Origin of the sequence: Actinoplanes sp. NPDC026619 (assembly GCF_040638295.1) — a bacterium.
Classification (GTDB): domain Bacteria; phylum Actinomycetota; class Actinomycetes; order Mycobacteriales; family Micromonosporaceae; genus Actinoplanes.
Genome location: NZ_JBEZYA010000011.1, coordinates 213948 through 240038, shown reverse-complemented (window position 1 = coordinate 240038; position 26091 = coordinate 213948). Strand labels below are relative to the sequence as shown.

Below are 26091 nucleotides of genomic sequence, written 5' to 3'. Positions count from 1 at the left end.
CGCCTGCGGCCTGAGCGGGCAACCTGCGGCGGTGCCGCTCGGTGCAGGCGGTCATGCCGCGTTCACCGACAACAGCCAAGCAAGCAGCGCCTTCTGTGCGTGCAGGCGGTTCTCGGCCTGGTCGAAGACGGCGCTCTGCGGGCCGTCCATCACGTCGTCGGTGATCTCCTCGCCCCGGTGCGCGGGCAGGCAGTGCAGGACGATCGCCTCCGGCGAGGCGGCGGCCAGGAGCTTTTCATTGATCTGGTACGGCCAGAACGGCGTCAGCCGGTCCTTGCCGTCGCCCTCCTGACCCATCGACGTCCAGGTGTCGGTGGCCAGCACGTCCACGCCGTCGGCCGCCTCGAACGGGTCGCGCAGCACCTCGACCGAGCCACCGGTCCAGGCCGCGATCTCGGCCGCCCGGGAGACGACCACCGGAGACGGGTCGAAACCGGAGGGGCCGGACACGCGCACGTGCATGCCGGCCGTTGCACCGGCGAGCAGATAGGAGTGCGCCATGTTGTTGGCGGCGTCACCGACGTACGCAAGCTTGCGGTTGGTTGTTGATCCGAAGCGTTCCCGGATCGTCTGCAGGTCGGCCAGCAGCTGGCAGGGGTGGAAGCCGTCGGTGAGCGCGTTGACCACCGGCACGTTCACCCCGGAGGCCAGGTCGACCAGCCGGTCGTCGCCGGTGGTGCGGAAGACCATGGCCGCGACATAGCGGGAGACGACCTTGCCGGCGTCGGACAGCGACTCGCCCCGGCCGAAGTGGGTGGCCTGGGTGTCCACGATGATCGGCTGGCCGCCGAGCTCGGCGATGCCGGCCTCGAAGGAGAGCCGGGTGCGCAGGCTGACCTTGTCGAAGAAGACGGCCACCGAGCGGGGGCCTTCCAGCGGGCGGTAAGCGAACCGCGAGGCTTTCATCTCGGCGGCCAGCTCCAGGACCGTGGCCTGCTCCTGCGGGCTGAGGTCGTCGTCGCGCAGGAAATGGCGGGTCATGAGAGTCCATCCAGGGCGGCGATGAGGGCGTCGGCCTGCTCGGCACTGACGATGAGGGGCGGCGCAAGCCGGATGACGTTTGGTTGCGGCGCGTTGACGAGGAATCCGGCGTCTTGCAGGGCCGCCGCAAGCCGCTTGGAATCCGGTGCCTTGAGTACGACACCGAGCAGCAGGCCGGCACCACGCACGTGGTCGACGAGCGGGTTGTTCTCCAACCCGCGCCGCAGCTGCTCCCCCACCCGCTTGACGTGGTCGAGCAGGCCCTCGCTGGCGATCGTGCGGACCACCGCGAGGCCGGCCGCGCAGGCGACCGGGTTGCCGCCGAACGTGGTGCCGTGCGAGCCGGGGGTGAACAGGTCGGCCGCTTTGCCGAAGGCGATGCAGGCGCCGAGCGGCAGGCCGCCGCCGAGGCCCTTGGCCAGGGTGATGATGTCGGGTTCGACGCCCTCGCTCTGATGGTGGAACCAGTGTCCGGTGCGGCCGATGCCGGTCTGCACCTCGTCGAGCACGAGCAGGGCCCCGTTGCGGGTGCAGATCTCCCGGGCGCCGGCCAGGTAACCGGTCGGCGGCACGACCACGCCGTTCTCGCCCTGGATCGGCTCCAGGATGACCATGGCGGTCTCGGTGGTGACCGCGTTGTCCAGCGTCTCGAGGGAGCCGAACGCGACGTGCGTCACCTCGCCGGGCAGCGGCCGGAACGGGTCCGCCTTGGACGGCTGGCCGGTCAGTGCGAGCGCGCCCATCGTGCGGCCGTGGAACGCGCCGTCGGTGGCCACCACGTGGGTGCGGCCGGTCAGGCGGGACAGCTTGAACGCGGCCTCGTTCGCCTCCGCGCCGGAGTTGCCGAAGATCACCCGGCCGGGCCGGCCGGCCAGCGCCAGCAGCAGCTCGGCCAGGGCCACGCAGGGCTCGGCGATGTACAGGTTGGAGACGTGCCCGAGCTGGGAGATCTGGTCGGTGACCGCCTTGACCACGGCCGGGTGGGCGTGGCCGAGCGCGTTGACCGCGATGCCGCCGAGGAAGTCGGTGTACTGCTTGCCGCTCTCGTCGGTCACCACCGCGCCCTCGCCGCGGACCAGGGCGAGCTGCGGCGTCCCGTAGTTGTTCATCATCGACTGCGACCACCGGTCGACGAGCCCGGTCATGAGGGGATCACCATCGTTCCTATTCCTTCGGAGGTGAAGACTTCGAGCAGCGTGGAGTGGGGGACGCGGCCGTCGACGACGTGCGCGGCAGGCACGCCGCCGCGGACGGCGCGCAGACACGCCTCCATCTTCGGGACCATGCCGGCCTCGAGGCTGGGCAGCAGCTTCTCGAGGGCGTCGGCGTCGATCCGGGTGGTGAGCGACGAGGTGTCCGGCCAGTTGGTGTAGAGGCCGGGGACGTCGGTGAGCACGACCAGCTTGCGGGCGCCGAGCGCCTCGGCCAGGGCCGCGGCCGCGGTGTCGGCGTTGACGTTGTGCACGACGCCGTCCTTGTCCGGCGCCACGGAGGCGATGACCGGGATGCGACCGGCCGCGATCAGGTCGTCGACGGCGCTGGTGTCGACGCGGGTGACGTCGCCGACCTGGCCGATGTCGGTTTCTTCCCCGTCGATCACGGCGCCCCGGCGGGTCGCGGTGAACAGGCGGGCGTCCTCGCCGGAGAGCCCGACCGCGAACGGTCCATGCTGGTTGATCAGCCCGACCAACGATCGTCCGACCTGTCCCGTCAAAACCATCCGAACCACGTCCATGGCCTCGGGCGTGGTGACCCGGAGACCGCCACGGAACTCGCTTTCGATCCCGAGGCGGTCGAGCATCCGGCTGATCTGCGGACCACCGCCATGCACCACGACCGGCTTAATTCCGGCATATCGCATAAAGACGATGTCTTCGGCGAACGCCTTCTGCAGCGCCGGCGTGATCATCGCGTTCCCGCCGTATTTGATCACCACCGTCGCCCCGTGGAAACGCTCCAGCCAGGGCAACGCCTCGATCAGGACGCCGGCCTTCTCCAGCGGTGTCGTCATGAGGAATACGCCGAGTTCTCGTGCACGTAGGCGTGCGACAGATCCGTCGTCCAGATCGTCGCCGCCATCGCGCCCTCACGCAGGTTGATCGTGATGGTCACGTCCCGCCCGGACAGATCGACCTTCGACCGGTCCTCGGCGGCCGAGCCGCCCTTGCAGATCCACACTCCGTTGATCGCGACGTCGATCCGATCGGGTTCGAACTTGGCCTGCGTCGTGCCGACCGCCGCCAGGATGCGCCCCCAGTTCGGGTCGTTGCCGAACAGCGCCGTCTTGACCAGGTTGTTGCGGGCCACCGTGCGCCCCACCTCGACCGCGTCGGCCTCGCTGTCCGCTCCCTCGACGACGATCGCGATGTGCTTGGTGGCGCCCTCGGCGTCCGCGATGAGCTGCTGCGCCAGGTCGTGGCAGACGGTGGTGACCGCCGCGGTCAGCTCCTCCGGCGTCGGCTGCACGTCGGAGGCCCCGCTCGCGAGCAGCAGCACGGTGTCGTTGGTCGACATGCAGCCGTCCGCGTCGATCCGGTCGAAGGTGACCCGGGTCGCCTCACGCAGCGCCGCGTCGAGCACCTCGTTGTCGGCCGAGGCGTCGGTGGTGATCACCACAAGCATGGTGGCCAGCGCCGGCGCGAGCATGCCGGCGCCCTTGGCCATGCCGCCGACCGACCAGCCCTGACCCTGCACGACCGCGTTCTTCGCCACCGAGTCGGTCGTCATGATCGCCTCGGCGGCCTTGGCGCCGCCGTCCTTGTCGAGCGCCTTGGCCGCGGCGCTGACCCCCGGCAGCAGCTTGCCCATCGGCAGCAGCTCGCCGATCAGCCCGGTCGAGCAGACCGCCACGTCGCCGGGCCCGACCATCTGCGGCCGGGGGCCGCCACGCAGCACGGTCGCGGTGTGCTCGGCGGTGGCGTGCGTGTCGCGGAAACCCTGCGACCCGGTGCAGGCGTTGGCGCCGCCCGAGTTGAGCACGACGGCCCGCACGATGCCGCCCTTGAGCACCTGCTGGCTCCAGAGCACCGGCGCGGCCTTCACCCGGTTGCCGGTGAAGACGGCGGCCGCGGTGAAATCGGGCCCGTCGTTGACGACGAGGGCGACATCCGGGTTGCCGGTGGCCTTCAGACCGGCGGCGACACCGCTGGCCCGGAAGCCCTTGGGGTGGGTGACAGTCATGGTGCAACTCCGAACACGGACAGGCCCATCGTCTCGGGCAGGCCGAACATGAGGTTGGCGCACTGCACGGCTTGGCCGGAGGCGCCCTTGCCTAGGTTGTCGAGGGCACTGACCACGATGATCCGCCCGGAGTCGAGGTCGACGGTGGCTTGCAGATGACAGGAGTTGGATCCCGAGGTGGCGGCGGTGTGCGGCCACTGCCCGGCGGGCAGCACGTGGATGAACGGCTCATCGGCGTACGCCTCGATGAGGGTTTGCCGCGGGTCGCCGTCCTTGAGGAAGCGGGCAGTGACGGTGGCGAGGATGCCGCGAGGCATCGGAGCGAGGACCGGGGTCATCGAGAGTGACGTCGCGCCGGTCGCCTGCTTGATCTCCGGCACGTGCTGGTGCGCACCCACCTTGTACGGCGAGAGATCACCCATCACCTCGCTGGCCAGCAGGTTCACCGTGGCGCTGCGCCCCGCCCCGGAGGTGCCGGAGCTGGCCACCACGACCACATCCGCCGGGCTCGCGAGCCCTCCGTTAAGAAGGGGCGCCAGCGCGAGTGTGATGGTGGCCGCATAACAACCCGTGTTCGCCACCCGGGACGACTGCTTGATCAGCTCCCGCTGACCGGGCAATTCGGGCAGGCCATAGGTCCAGGCGCCGGCGTGCGCGCCACCGTAGTACTTCTCCCACAGCGCGCCGTCCTGAAGCCGGAAGTCGGCCCCCAGATCGACGATCTTCACCTCCGCCGGCAACTGCGCCGCGACGGCCGCCGACTGCCCGTGCGGAAGAGCAAGAAACACCAGGTCAGCGTCGGCCAAGCCAGCCGCATCGGTCACCCCGAGCGTCAGATCAAGACCGGCCAACTGCGGGTGTACGGCGGTGACGGGCGCCCCTGCCTGCGAGTGCGCCGTGGCCGCCACGAGGTCGAACTCTGGATGCCCCGCGAGCAGACGCAGAAGCTCGCCTCCCGCATAACCACTGGCTCCCGCAACCGCGACCCGGATCCCCATACCAACCTCCGCATGACTATGCAGAGAACCGTATCAAGGAGCGCCCTCGATCGCCAACACACATTCGGCCGTTCGATCGCCGTCGTCAGCGCCACGGCATGCGCGTGCCCGGGTCGGTTACTTGACGTCCAGGTCCGGGAGCTCGGGCAGGTTCCGGACCATGTCGCCGGTGACGTCGCTGAGGCGGCGGCCGTGGTGGCGGGTGTAGCGGTGGATCAGGGCGAAGGCCTCGTCGGGGGTCACGCCGCGGGATTGCGCGACGATGCCTTTGGCCTGTTCGATGACGATCCGGCTGTTCAGAGCGTCCTGCAGCCGCTCGGTGAGAACCTCGCCGCGGCGGACGGCGCGCTCCTGGAGCAGGCCGATGACGGCCACGTCGGCCAGGGACTGCACTATCCGGGTGTCGGCGTCGTCGAGCTGGGTATTGCTGCCGAACACGCTCATCGCGCCGATCACCTCCTTGCGCAGGCGCAGCGGGAAGGCGTGCACGGTGCGGAAGCCGGCCTCGGTGGCGCGGAGTGCGAACTTCGGCCACGTGCCGGCGGCGGCCGCCAGGTTCACGTTGGTCACCGGGCGGGCGGTGCGGAACGCGTCCAGGCAGGGTCCGTCGTCGTGCTGGAGCTGGATGAGCTCCAGCAGCCGGGCGCTCTGGTCGGAGGCGGCCATGAAGTTCAGCCGGGCCCGATCGTCGGACGGTGGTCATGTCGGGTCGCCGCCAAACGCGAGCCTACGCGCGACCACATCCCGGGCTACGTCTCCCAGCGCCAGGTTCTCGGCGTACGCGTAGGCACGTAATCGGGCCAGCGCGTCGGCCAGCGGGATCCCCAGTTGCACCGACACCATCCCCTGCGCCTGATACAACTCCGCCCGTTGCCCCATCGCGTCGTCCAGGCCTTCGGCCACCGCGCCGGGCGTCGCCTGTTCCTGTCCGTCGAGCAGCGCGGTGACGGCCACATCGGCGAAGGTCAGCGCGAGGTGGAACTGCTCGGCCGACAGCGCGCCGGGCCGGTCCCGGAACACATCGAGCACGCCGATCGGCGCGTCACCGATCTGCAGCGGGAAGGCGAACACCGCCCGCAGGCCGCGGCCGTGCGCGGCCGGCGCGTATCCCGGCCACCGGCGCATCGCCGCATCGGCCAGGTTCGGCACCAGCACCGGCTGCCGGGTCGTGAACGCGTCGAGGCACGGGCCCTCGCCGAAGGTGAACTGCAGCTCCTCGATGGCTTCGGAGGCCGGCCCGGAGGCGGCCGAGGCCCCACGCAGCCCGTTCTCGGCCATCACGCTGATCCCGACCCCCGAGGCGGTCAGCGATCGTTCGGCGACGCTGCACAGTCGGCGCAATGCGCCCGCCACCCCGGCGCCGTCACCGGCGCGGGCCGGCTCACGGGCGACGAGCCCGGCCACCTGGAAGATCCGCTCATCCATGGCGTGCTGCCGGAGGACGAATATTCATGCTGCACCTTCTCCTCGTCTGGGGAACCGCCGAGGACCAGGGCAGCATCGTGTCCGATGCGCCGACTCTATCCGGATCGACACGCCGGTGCGTGTTTCACCGGGCATGGTTATGCCCGCACCGCTCCTGGGTGCTAGCACCACCATGATCAGGGGCGTCTGCACTCCTGACGCCGGGCCGCGCAACCGGAATCCTGGACGCATGACAGCAGAACTGATGATCCGGCCGGCGACGACCCGTCGCGAGGGCCGGGTCCGGGTCGGGGACGGCGACATCGTCTACACCATCGCCGGGGCCGGCGAGCCGCTGCTGCTGATCCACGGGCTCGGCGCGACCCGCCGCACCTGGGACCACCTGATCGACGAGCTCGCCCGCACGCACACCGTCATCGCTCCCGACCTGCCCGGCCACGGCGACTCCGGCGCGCCCGCCGGTGACTACTCGCTCGGGGCGCTGGCCGCGTCGCTGCGCGATCTCCTGGTGGCCCTGGGGCACCCGTCGGCGACCATCGTCGGGCACAGTCTGGGCGGCGGCATCGGCATGCAGTTCGCCTACCAATTCCCGGAGCGTACGGATCGGCTCGTCCTGATCAGCAGCGGTGGCCTCGGCCGTCAGCTCACCCCGGCCCTGCGCGCCGCCACCCTGCCCGGCGCGCGTGCCTTCATCGCCGCCGCGGCCCGGGCGCCCGAGTGGCTCACCCGCTGGCTGCTGTCCGGAGTGGCCGCGATCGCGCCCGCCCTGCTGGCCGGGGCCGACGCCGCACCGGTGGCCGAGGGCCTGCGCCGGCTCGGTGACCGGCGGGAGCGCCGCACGTTCCTCCGCACCGCCCGCACCGTGATCAACTGGCGCGGGCAGTCGGTCAGCGCGACCCAGCACCTCAAGCAACTCGCCGGCCTGCCGGTTCTGCTGGCCTGGGGCGGCGACGACCGGGTCATCCCGCCGCAGCACCACCTGGCCGTGGCCGGCACCCTGACCGACTGCCAGGTGCTGGAGATCGGCGGCGCCGGTCACTACCCCCAGGAGACCGCCCCCGGCCGGCTTCTCCCGGGCCTGCACCGCTTCCTGGACTCGGCGCCGCGGTTCGACTACACCGAAGCGCGCTGGCGCCGCCTTCTGACCGCCTGACGCGCGAAGGCGTCAGCTCGGTAACCGCCGGGCGATCTCCGCCCAGACGATCTTGCCAGTGCGCCCGGCCCAGCGGACCGGCCGGCTGCCCCACCGGCGGGCGGCGGACGAGACGAGGAGCAGACCGCGGCCACCGGTGACGGTCGGGGCGGACCGCTTCACGTGCGGCATCTGCGGGTCCGAGTCGGTGACCTCGATCAGCACGGTGTCGTCCTGGCGGCTCAGCCGCAGCTCGCCTCCGTTGGTGGTGTGCTTGGTGACGTTCTGGACCAGCTCGGTGGTGACCAGCAGGACCTCGTCGGTCCGGTCGGTCATGTTCCAGTCGTGCAGGACCTGCTCGGCGAGCCGCCGAGCCTGGGCGGCCGAGGCGCCGTGCTCGAGGGGCATCCGGCGGTCGTCCGGCCGGGGCGCGGCGGCGTGGGTGACGGCGAGCGCGGCGACCGCGGCGCCGGCCGTGGTCACGGCGTTGTGCGCCGCGCCGGGAACCTCGGCGGAACGACCGGCGCCGGCCAGTGCGGCCGCGGCGGTGGCCCATCCGGCCGGGACGATCGGGTCCTTCGCCCCGCGCAGGATCAGGACCGGCGCCTCGACCAGCGGGAGGCGGCGTTCGATGTGATGGTTCACGGCGTACTCGAGCGTTCGCCGGATGCGCCGCGGCCCGGCGTCGCAGAAGTCGCGAAACGCGATCGGCACCTGATGCGGGTCCTCGCCGAGCAGATCACGGATCAGGCGGCGGATCTGGGCGCCGGCGGTCGGTCCGGCCGGGTCGACGGTCGGGCCGGCCAGGGTCAGCGAGCCGACCAGATCGGGACGAAGGATCGCGAGCTCGACCGCGACCTGGGCGCCGAACGAGTGCCCCAGCACCTCGACGGCGGCCAGGCCGGACGTGTCCATCCAGGCCGCGACGGTCTCGGCATGCTGCTCGGTGGTCAGCACGCTCTCCGGCTTGCCGGAGAGCCCGAAGCCGGGCAGGTCGGGCACGAACACCGAGCCGGGCAGCGCCGCGGCGGTCGGCATGAGGTAGCGGTGCGACACCGCCAGGCCGTGCAGCAGCAGCCACGTCGGCGCGGCACCGTCCGGGTCGGTGCGCTGCCGGATGTGCAGCGGCAGGTCGCACACCGTCGCCGTCTCGCTGGTGAAGCCCTCGGCAGGGTTCGGGGCGGCGCGGGTGAGACGCCGCTGAGCGGGGCTCATGCGGGCGGTACGGGACGAGGGCATGCCTGCCAATACCCAACGGGGGCATCGTTCACCGGCAATCGCCTGAGTCAGCGCCCGTGCATGCCGGAAAGACTGAGCTGGACGTGATCCCCGGGAGCTTCCTAGCGTCGTACACATGCCATCGTTCTGGTCTGACGCCGAGCGTCACCTGGTCCGCTACTCCGGCGCGGGCCGCTTCGTCCCGGACATCATCGAACGCGCCGAGGGAAGCTTCGTGTTCACCGCCGACGGCCGGCGGCTGCTCGACTTCACGTCCGGGCAGATGAGCGCGATCCTCGGGCACTCGCACCCGGCCGTGGTCGGCACGATCCAGCGGCAGGCCGCCACCCTCGACCACCTGTTCAGCGGCATGCTGTCGCGCCCCGTCGTGGACCTCGCTCGCCGGCTCGCTTCCTCCTTACCCGAGCCGTTGGAAAAGGTGCTGCTGCTGACCACCGGGGCCGAGTCGAACGAGGCGGCCATCCGGATGGCGAAGCTGGTCACCGGCGGGCACGAGGTGATCTCGTTCGCCCGGTCCTGGCACGGCATGACGCAGGCGGCGGCGAGCGCCACCTACAGCTCCGGGCGCAAGGGGTACGGTCCGGCCGCGCCCGGCAACTACGCGATCCCGACGCCGAACTCCTACCGTGCGGCCTGCTGATCCTCGACGAGGCGCAGACCGGGCTGTGCCGCACCGGCGAGTGGTACGCATTCCAGCGCGACGGCGTGACGCCGGACATCCTGACCCTCTCCAAGACCCTCGGCGCCGGCCTGCCGCTCGCCGCCGTCGTCACCTCCGCCGAGTTCGAACAGACCGCCCACGACCGCGGTTTGGCCCTCACTACGTCAAGATGATCGCCATGCGCCGATCTGTCGTGGCTCTCGCCGCCGTCCTGTTCACCGCCGCGTGCAGCGGCGGCGGCAGCCCCGTGCCTCAGCCGAGCGCGAGCCCCTCGCCAAATACCTTCAAGCTTCAGGACGCGCCGATCCCGGTTCAGCTCGAGGTGAGCGGCAGCGGCACGGCGGAGATCTCGTACGGCCCGCCGGCGGCCCGGATCACCGCGACGCTCCCGTGGTCGCAGACGGTCGACGCGCCGCAGTCCGATCTCGTGCTGGGCACGACGCTGACCGCGCGCAGCACCAGCACCGGCGCGAAAGCGACCATCACCTGCCGAATCTCGCTCGGCGGCGCGACGATCGAGGAGAAGACGGCCCACGGCCCGCTCGCGGTCGCCGACTGTGCGCCCCGGGCGGCGCTGATCAATCCGGGCGGCACAGAGCCGACACCAGGCGGGTGATCTCCGGGCCGGGTGGGTCGGCGGCGAAACCGGCGAGCACCGCGGCCAGTTCGGCAGGCGTCGCCGGATGACCGCCGTCGATTTCTGCCCTCGCGGGCGATCGCGCACCCGCTGCCCGGTGTGAACCCTGTAGGGATGCGGTGGGAGCGGTACGGAATTCCTGGCGGCGTCTCGACACTCCTCGGTGTCGCGGTCGGCGCGCTGACCAACGTGGCCACCAATGGCTGGTCATGGAGCCTGACCGCGGGGCTGGTCGTGCTGACCGGGTGCTGGGTCGCCTGGGAGATGCGGCTGCGCGCGCGAGACCGGCGCGCGACGGTCGTCGAGGCGCGCACCCAGGTTCTGACCACGGTGGAGCCGGCCGCGGGCGGCGGCGTGTTCGACCTGCTCGTCGCGGTTCGCCGGGTGATGCCACGTCAGGGCCGCGTCGCCGAGCTCGACCAACTGGCGACGTGGTGCGACCAGGAGGTCCCGCTGGCCGTGACGGTGCTGTCCGGCCCGGCCGGCGTGGGCAAAACCCGTCTCGCTCTGGAATTCGGCCTCTCCCTGCCGACCCCATGGGTGGCCGGTTGGCTGGCGCCGGACCAAGGCGCTTCAGCCGTACGGGTCATCGCGGCGGCCGGCAATCCCGCGTTGATCCTGGTCGACGACGCGGACACCCGAGCCGACCTGCCCGGCCTCCTCACCGCGGCCGCCACCCACGACGCCGAGCCCCGGATCCGGATCCTGCTGATCACGCGCGACGGCGAGGCCCTGCTGGCCGGGCTCCGGCCGCGGGTGCCGGACACCGCACGGTGGCTCACCCGGGGCCAACCGGTGCTGACCGTGGCCGCGTTCGGCGGCGCCGGCGACCGGGAGCGGTGGTACGCGCTGGCGGTGGGCCGGTTCGCGGTGCAGCTGGGCGTGCGAGCCCCCTCCCCGACGGCGTTGGCCGGCCACGTCGGCGAGAACCACGAGACGCTGCTGGTCCTCCAGGCGCGGGCGTTGCTCACAGCGCTCGCCGCCGAACCCCGCCGGAACACGCCGGTGGCCGAGGTGATCGGCGAGCTGTTCGCCCACGAGGAGGCGTGGTGGGAGTCGTCCGCGTCGGCCGAGACGTGGGGTGTGTCGTCCCTGGGCAGCCAGGCCCGGCAGCGGTGCATCCTGGCGATGGCACTGCGCGGCGGCTCCGGCGAGGAGGCCGCGGTGCGGGTGCTGCGACGGGTGCCGGAGCTCTCCGACGCCCCCGAGGTGCAGGTGCGCAACGCCGCGCGGTGGGTGACGCATCTGTACCCGGCCCTGCGCCTCGAGCCCGACCTGCTGGGCGACTGGTTCATCGCCGATCGGCTGATCCGGCAGCCGGACCTGGCGACGAGGCTGCTCACCGACCTCGACCAGGACGAGCGGCGGCACGCACTCCAGGTGCTCACCCGGGCGGCGAGCGTCTTTCCCGGCGCGCTGCCGATCGTGGCGCAGGTCTGGCAGACCGGCGGCGCCGAGTTCGCGGACGTCGCGATCGATTACGCGACCATCCACTACACGGCGAAGCTCGACGAGCACCTGGCCACGTTCATCGCCGGGCTGGAGGCGCCGATCGCGGAAATGACGCGGCTCGACCAGAAACTCGCGCCGGCCATGCTGCTGCGAAGCCGTGGAGCCATCGCGCAGCGCCTCGTCACTCTGCACCGATCCCGGGCCGCGGCCGACCCCGCCGCCCGGCCCGGCCTGGCTCACGCCTTGACCGAGGCCGGCGTGCGGCTGTCCGACCTCGGGCACCATCGGGAGGCGCTGGCGGCCGACACCGAAGCAGTCGCGCTGTGGCGCGTCGTCGCCGTCGAGAATCCCGACTATCGGCCCGGCCTGGCACGCGCTCTGAACAGTTTCGGCAACAGCCTCGCCGACCTCGGTGAGTACCGGGAAGCGATCGAGGCCATCGCCGAGGCGGCCGCCCAGGGCCGCATCCTGGCCACGGAGGACGCCCGGCGCCGGCCCGCGCTCGCCGGCGTGCTGATCAACCTCGGCGCCTATGCGGCGGCGATCGGCGACCACCGGACGGCCCACGAAGCCACCAGCGAGGCCGTCGACCTGTTCCGAGCCTCGGCGGCAGGCAGCCCCGATCTCGCCCTGGCCCTGTGCGGCCTCGGCCAGAACCTGAGTGCGCTGGGCGAGTTCCGGCAGGCCCTGGACGTCACGGCCGAGGCGGTCGACATCCTGCAGGCCCTCCCGGCCGGCCGCCAGCCCGATCGGGCCCGCATCCTGGTCAATTTCGGCGCCCGCCTGGCCGACCTCGGCGAACACGAGCAGGCCCACGAGGTCACCGCCGAGGCCGTTGCGCTGTGGCGGATCCTCGCGGCCGACAATCCCGCCGCCTTCTCCGACAAACTCGCCCGCGGCCTGAACAACCTCGGCATTCGCCTGTGGACGCTGGGCCGGCAGCGAGAGGCACTGACCACGGGCCGCGAAGCGGTCGCGCTGTTACGGGTGCTGGCCGCGAAGAACGCCGCCGACCAGGCCGAGTTCGCCAGCGCCCTGGGTAATCTCGGCAACTTCCTGGCTCATCTCGACCACCATCGCGAGGCATACGAGAGGACCGCCGAGGCGGTGCGCCGGTACCGCGACCTCGCGGCCGCCGACCCGGTCCTCCGGTCCGACCTGGCGCGTCATCTCAGCAATCTCGGCCTGCGGCACTCGGCCCTGAAGGAACATCCGGAGGCGCAGACGGCCGCCGCCGAGGCCGTCTCCCTGCTGCGGGCGCTGGCCGCGGAAAGCCCCGCCGACCAGCACCATCTCCCCTCCGCTCTGCGCAACCTGGCGGTCGTCAGCTGCGAGCTGGGCGACCACGAGGGTGAGTTCGCGCACCGCCGGGAAGAGTTGCTCGGCTATGACGCTCTGATCGACCGGGACCCGGACCTCTACCAGGAGCTTCGTCGGCAAGCGATCGAACGCCTCCGGGCCGCCTACGTCCGGCACGGGCGCGACGATGAGGCGGCCGCCCTAGGCATCACCGCGCGCCGCGGGGTATGACTGTGCGCATGACAGACAAGTCGATCATCACGATCCGGGAGACCGCGGCTGCCTACGCCGAGGCCGTCCGGACCACCCAGCGCTTCTTCGACCGCCTCGAGGACGGAGCGGACCCGTCGGCCCTGGTGGAATACGCCACGCTCGCCGAGCGCGAGAAAGAAGCCGAGGAGGCCCGCCTCGATGCCATCGTGGCCGCGGGCTTCGAGGTCCCGAGCATCGATGAAAGTGATTCGGATAGCTAAGTGAACAGTTCCGGAACCGGCACGGGGTGCCGGAACCGGTTCCGTCCTGGAAGACTGCCGGTTGTTAGCGTTCCACTGACCGTGCCACCGCGGTCGTGACGACCGGAGGCACGAGTGCCCGCTGAAGTCTTCCCGTACCGCGATCCGGACCTGCCGGTCGGGCAACGGGTCGAGGATCTGATCGCCCGGATGACCTTGCCGGAGAAGGTCGGGCAGATGCTCCAGCTGGACGCCCGCGGAGATGTGAAGGAGATCGTCAGCGAGAAGCTGGCCGGCTCGATCCTGCACACCTCGCCGGCGAAGATGCTGGAGGCGATCGACCTCGTCGCCGAGACCCGGCTCGGGATCCCGCTGCTGACCGCCGAGGACTGCATCCACGGCCACTCGTTCTGGCCGGGCGCCACCATCTTCCCGACGCAGCTGGCGATGGCGGCGACCTGGGACCCGGCTCTGGTCGAGCGGGTGGCCCGGGTCACCGCCGTCGAGGTGGCCGCGACCGGCATCCACCAGACCTTCTCCCCCGTCCTGTGCATCACCCGCGACCTGCGCTGGGGCCGCACCGACGAGACGTTCGGCGAGGACCCGTTCCTGATCGGCGAGCTGGGTGCGGCGATGGTCCGCGGCTACCAGGGTGGCGGGCTTTCCGACCCGACCGGCATCCTGGCCACCGCCAAGCACTTCGCCGGCTACTCCGAGACGCAGGGCGGCCGGGACGCGAGCGAGGCCGACATCAGCCCGCGCAAGCTGCGCTCCTGGTTCCTGCCGCCGTTCGAGCGGGTGGCCAAGGAGGGCTGCGAGGTCTTCATGCTGGGCTACCAGTCGATGGACGGCGTGCCGATCACCGCGAATCGCTGGCTGCTCAACGACGTGCTCAAGGGTGAGTGGGGTTTCACCGGCACCCTCGTCACCGACTGGGACAACGTCGGCCGGATGGTGTGGGAGCAGAAGGTCTGCGCCGACTACGCCGAGGCCGCCGCGGTCGCGGTGCGGGCCGGGAACGACCTGGTCATGACGACGCCGGCGTTCTTCGAGGGCGCTCAGGAGGCGGTCGAGCGCGGGCTGCTCACCGAGGAGGAGATCGACGCCGCGGTCCGCCGGATCCTGCGGCTCAAGTTCGCGATGGGCCTGTTCGAAAATCCTCGGGCGCCTTCTCCGGAACGGCAGCGCGAAGTGATCGGGATCGAAGAGCACCAGGAGCTGAACCTGGAGGTCGCCCGCCGTTCCCTGGTGCTGCTGCGCAACCAAGGGGTGCTTCCGCTCGATCCGGAGAGCGCTTTCACGCGCATCGCGATCATCGGGCCGAACGCCGACGACGTGTCCGCGCAGCTCGGCGATTGGGCCGGCAACTCCGGCCAGGTCGACTGGATGCCGGACGGCCACCCGCGCGAGCTGACCGAGACGATTCTCGACGGCTTCCGGGCGGTCGCGCCGCAGCGCTGGGACATCACGCACGCCCGCGGCGCCGACATCGAGCGCCTGGTCGCCGACCCGGAGGGTGACACCTACCCGGACGGCCAGCCGCGGCCGCCGGTCTCGCAGGGCGCGCCGGTCGACGAGCACCTGATCGACCTGGCCCGGGGCGAGGCGATCCGGGCCGACTACGCGGTCGTGGTGGTCGGCGACACGGTCAACCTGACCGGCGAGCACAAGTCGACCGCGACCCTGGAGCTGCAGGGCGGGCAGATCGCGCTGCTCGACGCGATCGCGGCCACCAAGACCCCGATGATCGTGGTCCTGCTCAACTCCAAGCCGTGCATGCTGCCCCCGTCGGCGCTGAACGCGGCCGCGGTCGTCCAGGCGTTCAACCCCGGCATGCGCGGCGGCCGGGCGGTCGCCGAGCTGGTCCTCGGCCTGATCGAGCCGACCGGCCGGATGCCGCTCTCGGTGCCGCGGCACGTCGGCCAGCAGCCGGTCTACTACAACCAGCTGCGCGGTCAGCACGGCACCCGCTACGCCGACCTCACCCAGGACCCGCTGTTCGTCTTCGGCGAGGGCCTGTCGTACTCGCCGGTGACGTACAGCGACCTGTCGGTCCGGGTCGAAGGAGATCAGGTCAAGGGGACGGTCACCCTCGGCAACGAGGGCACGAGGCCGTCGTTCGAGACAATTCAGATGTACGTCTCCGACCTCGTCACCAGCGTCACCTGGGCGGTGCACGAGCTGAAGGCGTACAAGCAGGTCACCGTGCCCCCGGGCGAGCGGATCACGGTCGAGCTGGAGCTGCCGGCGTCGGCCTGTTCGCTGGTCACCGCGGACGGCCGCCGGGTGGTCGAGCCGGGCGACTTCGAACTGCGGGTCGGCCCGTCGTCGCGCGAACGCGACCTGCTCAAGGCCGGCTTCCGACTCAACTGAAGGCTTAGCTGAAAGGCTTAGCTGAAAGGCTTAGCTGACCCGCGCCGCGGCCACCGGCCGAAGATCGAAACCCAGCTTGCGGTACGCGCTGATCGCCGCCACATTGTCGTAGTCGGCGAGCAGCGCGACCCGGTTGCGACCGGCCGCCAGCTCGTTAGTGACATACGCGCAGATCGCCTGGGCCACGCCCCGGCCGCGCACCGCGGGATGGGTGATCACTCCGGCCAGGAACCCGACGGCCGGAGTGGTCCACGCGTCGGCGGCCGCAGCGAGCAGAGTGCCGTCGTAGTCGTGCAGCCCCGCCCATCGGTAGACCCCGTTGCCGCCGGGTCGCGCGTACGACTTCGGGAAGAACTCGTCGAGCAGCGCCGTCACGCCCGGGAGCTCGTCGTCGAACAGCCAGCGCCCGGCCTGCTTGCGATCGACCGCCCCGGCCACGTCCATCCAGGCGAATCGCCCCGCCACCTTGAGCTGCGGCGACAGCCCGACCACGTCAGCGATCAACTGCTCGCCGCCGACCGGTCGATAGCTCGGACCGACATCGGGCAGCACCTCGTCACGCAGCAACGCGGCCACCGCCGCCGGATCGCCGTGGATCGCCACCCGGTCGCCGCGGCACAGGTCGGCACAGGCCACCGCCATCGCACCGGGCCGGATCCAGAATCGCGCCCCCGGCTGCTCAGCCGCCCACAGCATGAGGGGATCGTCGATGTCATGGACCATCCCGCCATGTTGACACGAAATGGCATCGTCGAGCAGGTGCCGCTCCCGTACCTGGTCTTTCGCTTTTGCCGCCGGCTGATCACGGTCGGTGCGTTCGGCGGGCTACTCGCCGTACTCGTGCTGGTTTCTTCGTCGCTCTGGGTGCGGGGCGGGGCCGCCGGGCAGGTGTACGCCGAGGCCTCGGTGCCGGAGGCGCCGGTGGCCCTGGTGCTCGGCGCGCAGGTCTACGCCGACAATGAGCCGTCGCCGTTCCTGGCGGCGCGGCTGGACATCGCGAAGCGCCTGCTCGACGCGGGCAAGGTAAAGGCGATCCTGGTGTCCGGCGACCACCGCCGGTGGGAGTACGACGAGCCCGGCTCCATGCAGGTCTACCTGGTCGCCCGGGGCGTGCCGGCGTCGAAGGTGGTGCTCGACTACGCCGGCTTCGACACCTACGACTCGTGCGCCCGGGCCCATCGCATCTTCGGGGTCGACAAGGCCATCGTGGTCACCCAGAGCTACCACATCGAGCGGGCGGTCACGCTCTGCCGCCACCTGGGCGTCGACGCGACCGGCGTCGGCGACGACACCGTCCGCATCTACACCGCCCCGTGGCGCAACTCGGTGATCCGCGAACGCGGCGCCGTGGTCAAGGCCGCGTACGACGCCCTGTCCCACCGCGACCCGGTCTTCCTGGGCCGCCAAGAGACGGGGATCGAGCAGGCCCTTTCTTGAAACGTTGGCGGCCTAACCTGCCGCCATGGATTCGGCTGATCTGCGGGTGGAGACGCTGGGCGAGTGCCGGATCGGCTCGCCGCTCGGCAGCCTCGTGACCCGGCGCGGCACGACCGAGCACTACGTGGACGAGAACGACCGGGTGCTGTTCGACGACACCCTGGCGCTGCTGGCCGGGCGCACCGGCGAGCCGCCGTCGTTCGAGCCGGGCGGGCCGCGCCGGCAGATCTTCTTCGACCCGTCGAAGATCCGGGTCGGCATCGTCACCTGCGGCGGTCTCTGCCCCGGCCTCAACGACGTCATCCGTGGGCTGGTGCTCGAGCTGACCTCGCACTACGGCGTGCGGCGGATCGTCGGCTTCCGCAACGGTTACCGCGGCATGGTCGCCCGGCACGGCCAGGACGTGGTCGAGCTGACCCCGTCGTTCGTCGACCACATCAACGAGCACGGCGGCACGGTCCTCGGCACCTCCCGCGGCAACCAGGACCCGGCCGAGATCGTCGACTGCCTCGACCAGCTCGGCGTCAACATCCTCTTCGTGATCGGCGGCGACGGCTCGATGCGTGGCGCCCAGCGGATCGCCCGCGAGATCCGCAGCCGGGACCGCCGCATCTCGGTCGTCGGCGTGCCCAAGACGATCGACAACGACATCCCGTTCATCGGGCACAGCTTCGGGTTCCAGACCGCGTTCGGCAAGGCCACCGAGTCGATCCGGGCGGCGCACACCGAGGCCACCGCGCAGCCCGGCGGGATCGGCCTGGTGCAGCTCATGGGGCGGCACTCCGGCTTCATCGCCTGCTATGCGGCGCTGGCCAACAACGACGCCGACTACGTGCTGATCCCCGAGGTGCCGGTCGACGTGGAGGCGTTCCTGCCGCACCTGCGCGAACGGGTCCGGTCCCGCGGCCATGCGCTGGTCGTGGTGGCCGAGGGCGCCGGGCAGGATTATCTGGGCGCGGACGGCACCGACGCGTCCGGCAACAAGCGGCTCGGTGACTTCGGCATCTATCTGCGCAGCCGCATCCTCGACGACTTCGCCGCGGCCGGTGAGGAGGCCAACCTCAAATACATCGACCCGAGCTACGTGATCCGCAGCGTGCCGGCCAACCCGTACGACAGCGTCTATTGCCTTCGCCTGGCCCAGGCGGCCGTGCATGCCGCGATGGCCGGCCGCACCGAGATGGTCGTCGGCAGCTGGCGCAATCGCTTCGTGCACGTCCCGATCCCGGTGGCAGTGGCCAGTCGCAACCAGGTCGACCCGAACGGCGACCTGTGGATGTCGGTCCTGGAGGCGACCGGCCAGCCCACCGTGTTCACCGCCGGGCTCCGCCAGCAGGCCGCCGCCTGACGATCTCACAGCCTCGCGCTGGCCGATTCAAAGGCATTTCATAGGCGTACGCCCATGGGGTTTTCAGGTATGTCATCCATGCTCGTACCCACCAGCACCACCCCTCCGATCCGGAGCCGTCGATGAGCGAGCCCACTCCCAGCGCCGAGGAACCGGCGGCCAAGCCGTCGAACGAGCCCACCCAGAAGCTGCCACCCGTGCCGCCGGCGACGCCCGCCGCCGCCACACCCGCCGCCGCTACACCCGCCGCCTCTACACCCGCCTCCGGCCCGCCCGCCTCCGGCCCGCCCGCCCAGGCTGAGCACGTCGCGCAGTCCGGGCCGTTCCCGCCCGGCTGGACACCGCCGCCGGCCGGCTGGACTCCCCCGCCTGGCTGGACGCCGCCGCCCGGCTCGCAGCCCCCGCCCGGGTGGCAGCCGGCCGGAGCGCCCCGCGAAGGCCTGCGCACCCGGCGCGTGCCGCTGCTGGCCGCCATCGGCGCGCTGGTCATCGGCCTGGTGCTGGGCGCCTGCGGCGCCGGGGCGGCATGGGCCGTCTTCGACCGGCACGACGACCGGGGCCGGATGAACTTCCAGCACAGCCCGCGCGGCGGCGGCTTCGGCGAACGCGGCAACGGCCCGCTCGGCAACGGCGGCCCGCACCAGCGCCCCGGTAACGGCAACGGCAACGGCCCCGGGAACGGCGCCGTCCCCGGCACACCGGCGCCCGTCCCCAGCGCCACCTCCTGACGCCGGCAACCGAGAGGCCGGACATCGACAGGCATGGACATGACGTGGCGCCGGGACGAGAGTGGTCAGCATGGCCAAGCCGACTCGGCGCACGTTCATGGCAGCATCCGCGGCGGTCGTGACGGCCGGTCTCGCCGGCCCGGCGGAGGCGGCCGGCCAGCCGGCTGATCCGCAGCTGCGCGAGATGCTCCGCGAGATCGACCCGAAGCGCGTCGAGGCGATCATCCGGCGCCTGGTCGCCTTCGGCACCAGGCACACCCTGTCGGCGCAGGACGACCCGGCGCGGGGCATCGGCGCGGCCCGCGACTGGATCCTCGCCGAGATGCAGGCGCACGCGGCGCGCTCCGGCGGGCGGATGACGGTCGCGCTCGACTCGTTCATCCAGCCGGTGTCCAACCGGATCCCGGCGCCGACCCGCATCACCAACGTCGTGGCCACGCTGCGCGGCAGCGTCACGCCCGATCGGGTGTACGTGGTGACCGGCCACTACGACTCGCGCGTGACCGACGTGATGGACGCGACCAGCGACGCCCCCGGCGCCGACGACGACGCGTCCGGGGTGGCGGTCGTGCTGGAGCTGGTCCGGGTGATGGCGACCCGTGCCCCGGCGGCGACGATCGTCTTCGCCGCGGTGGCCGCCGAGGAGCAGGGGCTGTACGGCTCCGACCACCTGGCCCAGACCTTCAAGGACCAGGGCACGGACGTGCAGGGCGCGTTCAGCAACGACATCGTGGGAACGGGCGACGCGCACGACGGCACGCCCGACGATTCCCGTACCGTCCGGCTGTTCGTGGAGGGTGTGCCCACCGCGGAGACCGCGGCCGAGGCGAACATCCGACGGAGCGTCGGCGGCGAGAACGACGGCGCGTCCCGGCAGCTGGGCCGCTTCGTGACCGCCGTCGCCCGGCAATCGCTGACCGGCATGCGGGTGCGCCCGATCTGGCGCCGCGACCGCTACCTGCGCGGCAGCGACCACATCTCGTTCCTGCTGCGGGGCTACCCGGCGGCCCGCTTCACCGAGCCCCGGGAGAACTTCGCGCACGAGCACCAGGACGTCCGGGTGGTCGACGGCGTGCAGTTCGGCGACCTGATCGAGTTCTGCGACTTCGGCTACATCGCCCGGGTGGCCCGGGTGAACGCGGCGGCCCTGTGGTCCCTGGCGCAGGCGCCCGGCACCCCGAAGGGCGTGGTGATCGACACCACCCAGCTGACCAACGAGACCACCCTGCGCTGGCAGCCGAACCCGGAGCCCGACCTGGCCGGCTATGAACTGGTGTGGCGCGAGACCACTGACCCCGACTGGACCCACAGCCTGCCGGTCGGCGACGTGACCACCGCGACCGTCGACCTCTCCAAGGACAACGTCTTCTTCGGCGTCCGCGCCGTCGACGAGGCCGGCAACCGCAGCCCGGTGGCCGCGCCTCAGCCGTCAAGCTGACAATCCGGCAACGGCCGTGCGCGGCGGTGACACGATTACGCCATGACGGTCGACTACACGGTTCGGCTGCGGTTCGGGGAGACGTCCCGTGACGCGGCCACCCACACCAACCTCTCCGCGGTCCGGCTCGACGGGCACGTGCTCTGGATCGCGGGTGACGAGACCGCGACCGTGGAACGGCTGATGGCCGACGACCCGAAGAAGGCGGCCGAGTTCGGCGACGAGACCTCGTTCCGGCTCGCCGACCTCGTCGACCTGCCCGGCGACGACGCCGACGAGGAGGCCGACGTCGAGGGCCTGGCCCGCGTGGGCGAGTTCCTGTGGGCGGTGGGGTCACACAGCCTGCGCCGCAAGCAGATCAAGGAGCAGCACGAGGGCGGCAAGGCCCTCAAGCGGCTGTCCCGGGTCGAGGGGCAGGACAACCGGCAGATCCTGGTGCGGGTGCCGATCGCCGACGTCGACGGCGTGCCGACGCCGGTGCGCGAGACCGTGGTCGACGGTGTGCGGCACCGGGCGGCCGCGTTGAGCCGGCGGGACAACATCCGGTCGCTGCTGCGCGACGACGAGCACCTGGGCCCGTTCCTGCCGATTCCCGGCAAGGACAACGGCCTCGATATCGAGGGCATCGCGGTCCGGGGCGACCGGGTCTACCTCGGCCTGCGCGGCCCGGTGCTGCGCGGCTGGGCGTTCGTGCTGGAGCTGCGCCCGTTCGTGGCCGACGACAACCCCGACCGCCTGCGGCTGCGCGAGTTCGACGACGGCGAGCCGTACCGCAAGCACGTGCTCGACCTGGAGGGCCTGGGCGTGCGCGACCTCTGCCCGGACGGCGACGACCTGCTGATCCTGGCCGGCCCGACGATGGACCTGGACGGCCCGGTGCGGATCTACCGGTGGCACGGCGCCGCCCGCCTCGACACGCCCCAGATCGTGCGCGACAACCTGATCTCCCGCGAGCTGGAGCTCACCTTCGGCGAGGGCGACGACCACGCCGAGGGCATCAGCATGCTCGGCAACGACCGCGTCCTGGTCGTCTACGACAGCCCGGCCCGCGCCCGCCTGACCGACGACGGCTGTGTGATCGCGGACGTCCTGCTGCTCCCCGGCCGCTAGCCACAACGACAAGTCAACCTTTCGCGCCGCGCCATCGTCCTTGGTCGCGACGGACGAAAGGAGAGCTTGTGCGACGGAGACCGAGCTTCGAAGGGCTGGACACCCTGGTCGCGGAACGCGGCCGGGTCCTGCTCGCCACCGCGGTGCTGCTGGCCGGCAGCCGCACCGCGGGTGAGGACCTGCTGCAAGCCGCGCTCGAGCGGGTGATGCGCTCGTGGGGCCGCGTGCAGGGTGACGTCGAGGGCTACCTGCGACGCACCCTCTATCACCTCGCGATCGACAGCTGGCGGCGTCGCCGGCGACGGCCGGAGGTCTTCGCCGAGGTCGAGCCGCCCGGCCAACCCGACGGCGCCGACGTGCTGGCCCTGCGGCATGCGCTGATCCAGGCGCTCGCCCAGCTCCAGCCGCGGCAGCGCGCCGTCCTGGTTCTGCGCTACTGGGAGCAGTTGAGCGACGCGGAGGCAGCCGCGACCCTCGGCTGTTCCGTCGGCACCGTCAAGTCGAGCGCCTCGCGGGGCATGGCACGTCTCCGCGAGCTGACCGCCGCCTGGGATGTAGAGGATTCCCGGGCCTGGAATGGAGCAAAATCATGAGTCTTGAGCTGGAGCACCACCTGCCCGCGGCCATGCAGCACGAGGCCGACGGTGTCGACTTCCCCGCCGGCCTCGTCGCCCGCGCCGCCCGCAACCACCACCATCACCAGACCAAAATGCGCATCGGGTACGCGCTGGGCGCGGCCGGCCTGGCCGGAGCTCTCGCCGCCGGCCTGACGATCACCGGCGGCACCCAGGCGCCGACCGTGGCCGGCCCTCCCCCGGCAACCGCGCAGACCCCGGCGCTGCGACTGGCCGCGGCGGCCACGGCGAGCGGCGACTCGAGCTACCGGGTGAAGGTGACCACCGACTACTCCGTCTACCAGGGCGCATTCGACCCGGCCCGCAAGACCGGCTATCTCAAGGCCGCCAACGAGTACGGCTTCCTGGTCCAGTTGCTCATCAACGGCACCAAGTACGAGGGCACCGAGCCCCCGGCCGACGGCAAGCCACCCCACAGCGGTGGCGAGAAGTACAGCCGCTACGGACAGCACCCGGGCACCTTCGACCACCTCTCCATCGAGGGCGGCGATGTCGAGAACGCCGCCGCGACCCCCGATCCGACGGCGCTGATGAAGGCGCTGCGCGAGCAGAACGCGACCATCACCGAGAACGCCGACGGCACGCTCCACTTCGAGTACACCGTGACGAGCGACGCAGGCAAGTCGACGTCGACCACCCGCGGCGACGTGACCCTCGACGCCCAGAAGCGGATCGCGAAGGTGGCCACCGGCTTCACGTGGAGCTCCACGGTCAAGGGCAAGCTGCAGTCCGGCAAGGGCAAGCTCATCGTCGAACTGTCCGACTACGGCGTCCCGGTCCAGGTCCAGCGCCCGGCCGACGTAGTGCCGACCAAGTAAACGCCGGCGCCGGCCTCCCCGGGGGCCGGCGCCCGCGCTGCGCAGCGGCCGGCTCGCAGACCCGGACGCCGTCCAGCCGGCGACTAGTCTTGTGCCGTTCGATCCCGCGGCGCAGCTCTGCCACAGCCCCAGAATCGAGGACGCCGGTGTACACCTCCGCGCAATTCTCCGCTACCGGCGCCGACGTTGATGAGCTGCTGAGGAACGCGAATGCCGCCGACTTGACCACCAATACGGTGGATGGCCTGCAGGCCACCTATCTGCCGGTGATCTACGACCCGGACGTCGGCCCGCACGGATCGTTGCTGGCGCACCTGGCCCGCAATAACGAGCAGTGGAAAGTGCCGCCGATCGGTGAGGCGATGGCAATCGTCCGCGGGCCGGACGCCTACATCACGCCGTCCTGGTACGCGTCGAAGCGGGAGCACGGCAGAGTGGTGCCGACCTGGAACTACGTGACCGCACACGTCTACGGTGAGCTCCGGGTGCACGACGACCCAGCTTGGGTGGCGGCAATGGTCAGGCGGCTGACCGAGCGGCACGAGCAGGGACGTGAACACCCGTGGTCGGTCGACGACGCGCCGGAGAAGTACCTCACCGGTCAACTGCGCGCCATCGTCGGCGTGCAGCTGGTGATCAGCCGGGTAGAGGCGAAGTTCAAGCTCAGCCAGAATCGTCCAGCCGCAGACATCGATGGTGTCGTCGCCGGACTCCGCACGGCCGGCGAGGACGCGATGTCCGCCGCGGTCGATACGTTTCGCCCTGACCGCCTCGACGAACGCAGTGCACGAAAGCCTGCTTGACCCGTCACGGCAACGTCCGCATATCGGCAAATCGACCTGATCCGTTCCAGCTCAGCCCCGCGTCGACCGGATCAGGTGCATGGAGAACTCACCGCCGTGCGTTGGTCTGGCCGAGGGCGGCGGGCGGCCCTGAGCTGGGCCGGGTGGCGGCAGGCTGAGCAAGTGAACACCGGCGCCGCCTTCCCCAAGGTGGCCGGCGCCCGCACCCTGCGCATCGGACAGATCGGAGCGGCCCGGTCGACGACCCGCCGCTGCGCCTGTCTGCGGCAGATGAGGATACTTGATCTTGGCCGGCTTAAACGCTAAAGGCTCGCCCTTCCTGCAATGCCAGTGACTATCTCTGCGGGTCTGGGCACCGTTTCAACGAGACTCGGCACCACTTGATCGTCGGCGGACGTCGTGTCCGCGAGTTTCGGGTTCTGGCCCACCAAGTGTGGACGCGGCCACGCTTTCAGCCTTTAGGATCACGGACGTGCCCGTCATCGATCTCGACTCTCCCCCTCAGATCGCTCCGAGCCGGACACTGTGGCGACATCCACGCTGGTTGATCATCATGGCAACGGGCGCGGCCCTTCTTGGCGTTCCTGGGGAACCCGCTCACACGGTGAGATCCTTCGACGCGGCAACGGTTTGTGGCCAATTCTCAGCCAGGGCAGCGGTCGTCCTGGACGTTGAGACTGGCAAGGTCTTGCAGACCCTCAACTGCCCGTCATAACTGATGGCATGAACCTGAACTCGGTAGTCGTTGCCGCGCTATTCGGTTAGCCTGCCGAATCAGGGCGGGCCTAACGCGGAGGTGGTTCGTGACATTGCCCAGTAGAGGATCCAGACGCATCGTCGTGGATGGCCTCGAATTTCGCTGGCTGGTGAGACGTAGGCCGACCTACAGTCAAGCCCTCGGCTGGTCACCGTTGACGTTCGTTGCCGAACTCCCTGATGGATCCGGTGCACCGCTGGTGGTGGCGCTTCCGTACGCGCATCCCGGGAACTGGCTCAGTCTACCGAGCGTGCCTGTTCGCCCCGCGACCGTTGCCGCGGGCATCCAGCAGGCATTGGCCGTCGGCTGGCAGCCGCGCCGACCAGGCCCCGCATTCGCACTCTCGCTCGGCCAAGGGCTGCTGTAGAGGTTTCCGCTCACGAGCGCCGTCGGCAGCTAATTGAGTGCCGCAACGCCGAGTTCACGTGACGCTATCGGCTCGGCGGACGATCCGGCCGCCGAATACTGTCAAGGGTCGCGTCGTAGCGCGAAAATGCCAACATCACCGCCGCGTGGAACTCGTAATCACGGGAAACCTAGACGGGCTATTTCCTGCGCTGTTTGGGAACCCATTCCGATGATTCCGCTGCCGAAGGGTCAGTGAACACCAGAACCGATTCGTCCAGGGCAACGAGGCTCAGTCGATTCTCGGCAGACTCGTACACTTCACCGGCCATCAGCAGTACCGGCTGACCGTGGATGCGCAAGACCACCTCGGCAAGGAGTTCCTCGTCGAGAAGTACTGAGACGTCGTTGATCTCGCCGATCGGCAGCTCAGGCAGACCTCGTAGACGGTAGATTCCAGTCCATTCTGCTGACGCGTAATTGGTCTGCTGGCCTAATCGCAGACCCCAGACATCGTCGTCCTGATAGGTGCCAACGGTCACGAAAGAGTCATCGCTCAGGTGGGCGCCGAGAACCAGCATCTGGAGGCAAGCCACGGCAGGATCTTCGAACTGCGGGCCACCACCCAGAGCAGCTTCCTCGCGGAGCGCCATCTCAACACCCGACCATGCTTTTACCCACCGCCCACGTAACCGATCGAACTCCTGAATTCGATCCGCCACCCAACTGTCGCGTGCCATATATCTCATTATCCTCGACCCTTCTAGTTCGGGTTATCACATCCGTATGTCGGCATGGCTGCACGCGCTCTTCTCGGCAAATCAGTGCGCGGCTGGACCGAGG

At 70.6% G+C, this 26091-nt stretch carries 25 protein-coding genes; 15 read left to right on the top strand and 10 right to left on the bottom strand.

The genetic code is table 11. The features are described 5' to 3' along the window. Positions 1-51 precede the first annotated feature (51 nt). From argF to AB0E90_RS24670, 7 genes are all read right to left on the bottom strand, one after another. Complete coding sequence (gene argF, locus AB0E90_RS24700) at positions 52-981, bottom strand: ornithine carbamoyltransferase (RefSeq protein ID WP_360409959.1); 930 nt, start codon at positions 979-981, stop codon at positions 52-54. Further along, positions 978-2126 (bottom strand): acetylornithine transaminase, encoded by a 1149-nt coding sequence (locus AB0E90_RS24695; protein ID WP_360409956.1) that lies wholly within the window; start codon positions 2124-2126, stop codon positions 978-980. Before AB0E90_RS24695 ends, argF begins: the two co-directional genes overlap by 4 nt. Beyond that, positions 2123-2992, bottom strand: coding sequence for an acetylglutamate kinase (argB, locus tag AB0E90_RS24690; RefSeq protein ID WP_360409953.1), 870 nt, complete (start codon positions 2990-2992; stop codon positions 2123-2125). Before argB ends, AB0E90_RS24695 begins: the two co-directional genes overlap by 4 nt. After that, the gene (gene argJ / locus AB0E90_RS24685; RefSeq protein ID WP_360409950.1) at positions 2989-4161 is read right to left on the bottom strand and encodes a bifunctional glutamate N-acetyltransferase/amino-acid acetyltransferase ArgJ; all 1173 of its coding nucleotides are present in this window, start codon (positions 4159-4161) and stop codon (positions 2989-2991) included. Before argJ ends, argB begins: the two co-directional genes overlap by 4 nt. Further along, positions 4158-5159 (bottom strand): N-acetyl-gamma-glutamyl-phosphate reductase, encoded by a 1002-nt coding sequence (gene argC, locus AB0E90_RS24680; RefSeq protein WP_360409947.1) that lies wholly within the window; start codon positions 5157-5159, stop codon positions 4158-4160. Before argC ends, argJ begins: the two co-directional genes overlap by 4 nt. A gap of 117 nt (positions 5160-5276) precedes the next feature. Beyond that, the gene (locus tag AB0E90_RS24675; RefSeq protein WP_360409944.1) at positions 5277-5825 is read right to left on the bottom strand and encodes a GAF and ANTAR domain-containing protein; all 549 of its coding nucleotides are present in this window, start codon (positions 5823-5825) and stop codon (positions 5277-5279) included. A 33-nt stretch (positions 5826-5858) separates the two neighbouring features. Continuing rightward, the gene (locus AB0E90_RS24670; RefSeq protein WP_360409941.1) at positions 5859-6584 is read right to left on the bottom strand and encodes a GAF and ANTAR domain-containing protein; all 726 of its coding nucleotides are present in this window, start codon (positions 6582-6584) and stop codon (positions 5859-5861) included. A gap of 229 nt (positions 6585-6813) precedes the next feature. Between AB0E90_RS24670 and AB0E90_RS24665 the strand changes: the two genes are divergently transcribed. Continuing rightward, positions 6814-7737: an alpha/beta fold hydrolase gene (locus tag AB0E90_RS24665; RefSeq protein WP_360409938.1), complete on the top strand. Its 924-nt coding sequence runs from the start codon at positions 6814-6816 to the stop codon at positions 7735-7737. A 12-nt stretch (positions 7738-7749) separates the two neighbouring features. Here the strand turns inward: AB0E90_RS24665 and AB0E90_RS24660 are convergent, their stop codons facing one another. Further along, complete coding sequence (locus AB0E90_RS24660; RefSeq protein WP_360409935.1) at positions 7750-8955, bottom strand: alpha/beta fold hydrolase; 1206 nt, start codon at positions 8953-8955, stop codon at positions 7750-7752. A 115-nt stretch (positions 8956-9070) separates the two neighbouring features. Between AB0E90_RS24660 and AB0E90_RS24655 the strand changes: the two genes are divergently transcribed. The 6 genes from AB0E90_RS24655 (at position 9071) to AB0E90_RS24630 (ending at position 15829) form a co-directional block, all read left to right on the top strand. Next, positions 9071-9595, top strand: a complete 525-nt coding sequence (locus AB0E90_RS24655) for an aminotransferase class III-fold pyridoxal phosphate-dependent enzyme (protein ID WP_360409932.1) — start codon at positions 9071-9073, stop codon at positions 9593-9595. Then, on the top strand, positions 9589-9789 hold the full coding sequence (locus AB0E90_RS24650; RefSeq protein WP_360410178.1) for an aminotransferase class III-fold pyridoxal phosphate-dependent enzyme: 201 nt from the start codon (positions 9589-9591) through the stop codon (positions 9787-9789). The genes AB0E90_RS24655 and AB0E90_RS24650 overlap by 7 nt, the downstream gene beginning before the upstream one ends. A 5-nt stretch (positions 9790-9794) precedes the next feature. Further along, positions 9795-10232 (top strand): MmpS family transport accessory protein, encoded by a 438-nt coding sequence (locus tag AB0E90_RS24645; RefSeq protein WP_360409930.1) that lies wholly within the window; start codon positions 9795-9797, stop codon positions 10230-10232. A gap of 135 nt (positions 10233-10367) precedes the next feature. After that, complete coding sequence (locus tag AB0E90_RS24640) at positions 10368-13235, top strand: tetratricopeptide repeat protein (protein ID WP_360409927.1); 2868 nt, start codon at positions 10368-10370, stop codon at positions 13233-13235. 8 nt (positions 13236-13243) lie between these two features. Next, entirely contained in the window at positions 13244-13477 is a 234-nt protein-coding gene (locus tag AB0E90_RS24635; protein WP_360409924.1) for a hypothetical protein, read from the top strand. A 114-nt stretch (positions 13478-13591) separates the two neighbouring features. Continuing rightward, positions 13592-15829 carry a glycoside hydrolase family 3 N-terminal domain-containing protein gene (locus AB0E90_RS24630; RefSeq protein WP_360409921.1) on the top strand — a complete coding sequence of 746 codons (2238 nt, stop codon included), beginning with the start codon at positions 13592-13594 and terminating at the stop codon, positions 15827-15829. Between the two features lie 30 nt (positions 15830-15859). On the opposite strand, the gene AB0E90_RS24625 is transcribed toward AB0E90_RS24630, so the two are convergent. Beyond that, positions 15860-16552 (bottom strand): GNAT family N-acetyltransferase, encoded by a 693-nt coding sequence (locus AB0E90_RS24625; RefSeq protein WP_360409918.1) that lies wholly within the window; start codon positions 16550-16552, stop codon positions 15860-15862. A gap of 6 nt (positions 16553-16558) precedes the next feature. Between AB0E90_RS24625 and AB0E90_RS24620 the strand changes: the two genes are divergently transcribed. The 8 genes from AB0E90_RS24620 (at position 16559) to AB0E90_RS24585 (ending at position 24146) form a co-directional block, all read left to right on the top strand. Further along, complete coding sequence (locus tag AB0E90_RS24620) at positions 16559-17266, top strand: ElyC/SanA/YdcF family protein (RefSeq protein WP_360409915.1); 708 nt, start codon at positions 16559-16561, stop codon at positions 17264-17266. A 25-nt stretch (positions 17267-17291) separates the two neighbouring features. After that, on the top strand, positions 17292-18614 hold the full coding sequence (locus tag AB0E90_RS24615; protein WP_360409912.1) for an ATP-dependent 6-phosphofructokinase: 1323 nt from the start codon (positions 17292-17294) through the stop codon (positions 18612-18614). 122 nt (positions 18615-18736) lie between these two features. Continuing rightward, complete coding sequence (locus tag AB0E90_RS24610; RefSeq protein ID WP_360409909.1) at positions 18737-19342, top strand: hypothetical protein; 606 nt, start codon at positions 18737-18739, stop codon at positions 19340-19342. 70 nt (positions 19343-19412) lie between these two features. After that, positions 19413-20780: a M28 family metallopeptidase gene (locus AB0E90_RS24605; RefSeq protein ID WP_360409906.1), complete on the top strand. Its 1368-nt coding sequence runs from the start codon at positions 19413-19415 to the stop codon at positions 20778-20780. Between the two features lie 42 nt (positions 20781-20822). After that, positions 20823-21890, top strand: coding sequence for a DUF3616 domain-containing protein (locus tag AB0E90_RS24600; RefSeq protein ID WP_360409903.1), 1068 nt, complete (start codon positions 20823-20825; stop codon positions 21888-21890). Between the two features lie 68 nt (positions 21891-21958). Continuing rightward, complete coding sequence (locus AB0E90_RS24595; RefSeq protein WP_360409900.1) at positions 21959-22483, top strand: SigE family RNA polymerase sigma factor; 525 nt, start codon at positions 21959-21961, stop codon at positions 22481-22483. Then, complete coding sequence (locus tag AB0E90_RS24590) at positions 22480-23343, top strand: hypothetical protein (protein WP_360409896.1); 864 nt, start codon at positions 22480-22482, stop codon at positions 23341-23343. Before AB0E90_RS24595 ends, AB0E90_RS24590 begins: the two co-directional genes overlap by 4 nt. A 146-nt stretch (positions 23344-23489) precedes the next feature. Then, on the top strand, positions 23490-24146 hold the full coding sequence (locus AB0E90_RS24585) for an FMN-binding negative transcriptional regulator (protein ID WP_360409893.1): 657 nt from the start codon (positions 23490-23492) through the stop codon (positions 24144-24146). 1302 nt (positions 24147-25448) lie between these two features. Here AB0E90_RS24585 and AB0E90_RS24580 read toward each other — a convergent pair. Continuing rightward, positions 25449-25988, bottom strand: a complete 540-nt coding sequence (locus tag AB0E90_RS24580; RefSeq protein WP_360409890.1) for a hypothetical protein — start codon at positions 25986-25988, stop codon at positions 25449-25451. Positions 25989-26091 lie beyond the last annotated feature (103 nt).

Excerpts from the sequence above, each read along its gene's own strand:
- argF (WP_360409959.1), bottom strand. The coding sequence starts at position 981 with ATGACCCGCCATTTCCTGCGCGACGACGACCTCAGCCCGCAGGAGCAG.
- AB0E90_RS24695 (WP_360409956.1), bottom strand. The coding sequence starts at position 2,126 with ATGACCGGGCTCGTCGACCGGTGGTCGCAGTCGATGATGAACAACTAC.
- argB (WP_360409953.1), bottom strand. The coding sequence starts at position 2,992 with ATGACGACACCGCTGGAGAAGGCCGGCGTCCTGATCGAGGCGTTGCCC.
- argJ (WP_360409950.1), bottom strand. The coding sequence starts at position 4,161 with ATGACTGTCACCCACCCCAAGGGCTTCCGGGCCAGCGGTGTCGCCGCC.
- argC (WP_360409947.1), bottom strand. The coding sequence starts at position 5,159 with ATGGGGATCCGGGTCGCGGTTGCGGGAGCCAGTGGTTATGCGGGAGGC.
- AB0E90_RS24675 (WP_360409944.1), bottom strand. The coding sequence starts at position 5,825 with ATGGCCGCCTCCGACCAGAGCGCCCGGCTGCTGGAGCTCATCCAGCTC.
- AB0E90_RS24670 (WP_360409941.1), bottom strand. The coding sequence starts at position 6,584 with ATGGATGAGCGGATCTTCCAGGTGGCCGGGCTCGTCGCCCGTGAGCCG.
- AB0E90_RS24665 (WP_360409938.1), top strand. The coding sequence starts at position 6,814 with ATGACAGCAGAACTGATGATCCGGCCGGCGACGACCCGTCGCGAGGGC.
- AB0E90_RS24660 (WP_360409935.1), bottom strand. The coding sequence starts at position 8,955 with ATGCCCTCGTCCCGTACCGCCCGCATGAGCCCCGCTCAGCGGCGTCTC.
- AB0E90_RS24655 (WP_360409932.1), top strand. The coding sequence starts at position 9,071 with ATGCCATCGTTCTGGTCTGACGCCGAGCGTCACCTGGTCCGCTACTCC.
- AB0E90_RS24645 (WP_360409930.1), top strand. The coding sequence starts at position 9,795 with ATGCGCCGATCTGTCGTGGCTCTCGCCGCCGTCCTGTTCACCGCCGCG.
- AB0E90_RS24640 (WP_360409927.1), top strand. The coding sequence starts at position 10,368 with ATGCGGTGGGAGCGGTACGGAATTCCTGGCGGCGTCTCGACACTCCTC.
- AB0E90_RS24635 (WP_360409924.1), top strand. The coding sequence starts at position 13,244 with ATGACAGACAAGTCGATCATCACGATCCGGGAGACCGCGGCTGCCTAC.
- AB0E90_RS24625 (WP_360409918.1), bottom strand. The coding sequence starts at position 16,552 with ATGGTCCATGACATCGACGATCCCCTCATGCTGTGGGCGGCTGAGCAG.
- AB0E90_RS24620 (WP_360409915.1), top strand. The coding sequence starts at position 16,559 with ATGTTGACACGAAATGGCATCGTCGAGCAGGTGCCGCTCCCGTACCTG.
- AB0E90_RS24615 (WP_360409912.1), top strand. The coding sequence starts at position 17,292 with ATGGATTCGGCTGATCTGCGGGTGGAGACGCTGGGCGAGTGCCGGATC.
- AB0E90_RS24610 (WP_360409909.1), top strand. The coding sequence starts at position 18,737 with ATGAGCGAGCCCACTCCCAGCGCCGAGGAACCGGCGGCCAAGCCGTCG.
- AB0E90_RS24605 (WP_360409906.1), top strand. The coding sequence starts at position 19,413 with ATGGCCAAGCCGACTCGGCGCACGTTCATGGCAGCATCCGCGGCGGTC.
- AB0E90_RS24600 (WP_360409903.1), top strand. The coding sequence starts at position 20,823 with ATGACGGTCGACTACACGGTTCGGCTGCGGTTCGGGGAGACGTCCCGT.
- AB0E90_RS24590 (WP_360409896.1), top strand. The coding sequence starts at position 22,480 with ATGAGTCTTGAGCTGGAGCACCACCTGCCCGCGGCCATGCAGCACGAG.
- AB0E90_RS24580 (WP_360409890.1), bottom strand. The coding sequence starts at position 25,988 with ATGGCACGCGACAGTTGGGTGGCGGATCGAATTCAGGAGTTCGATCGG.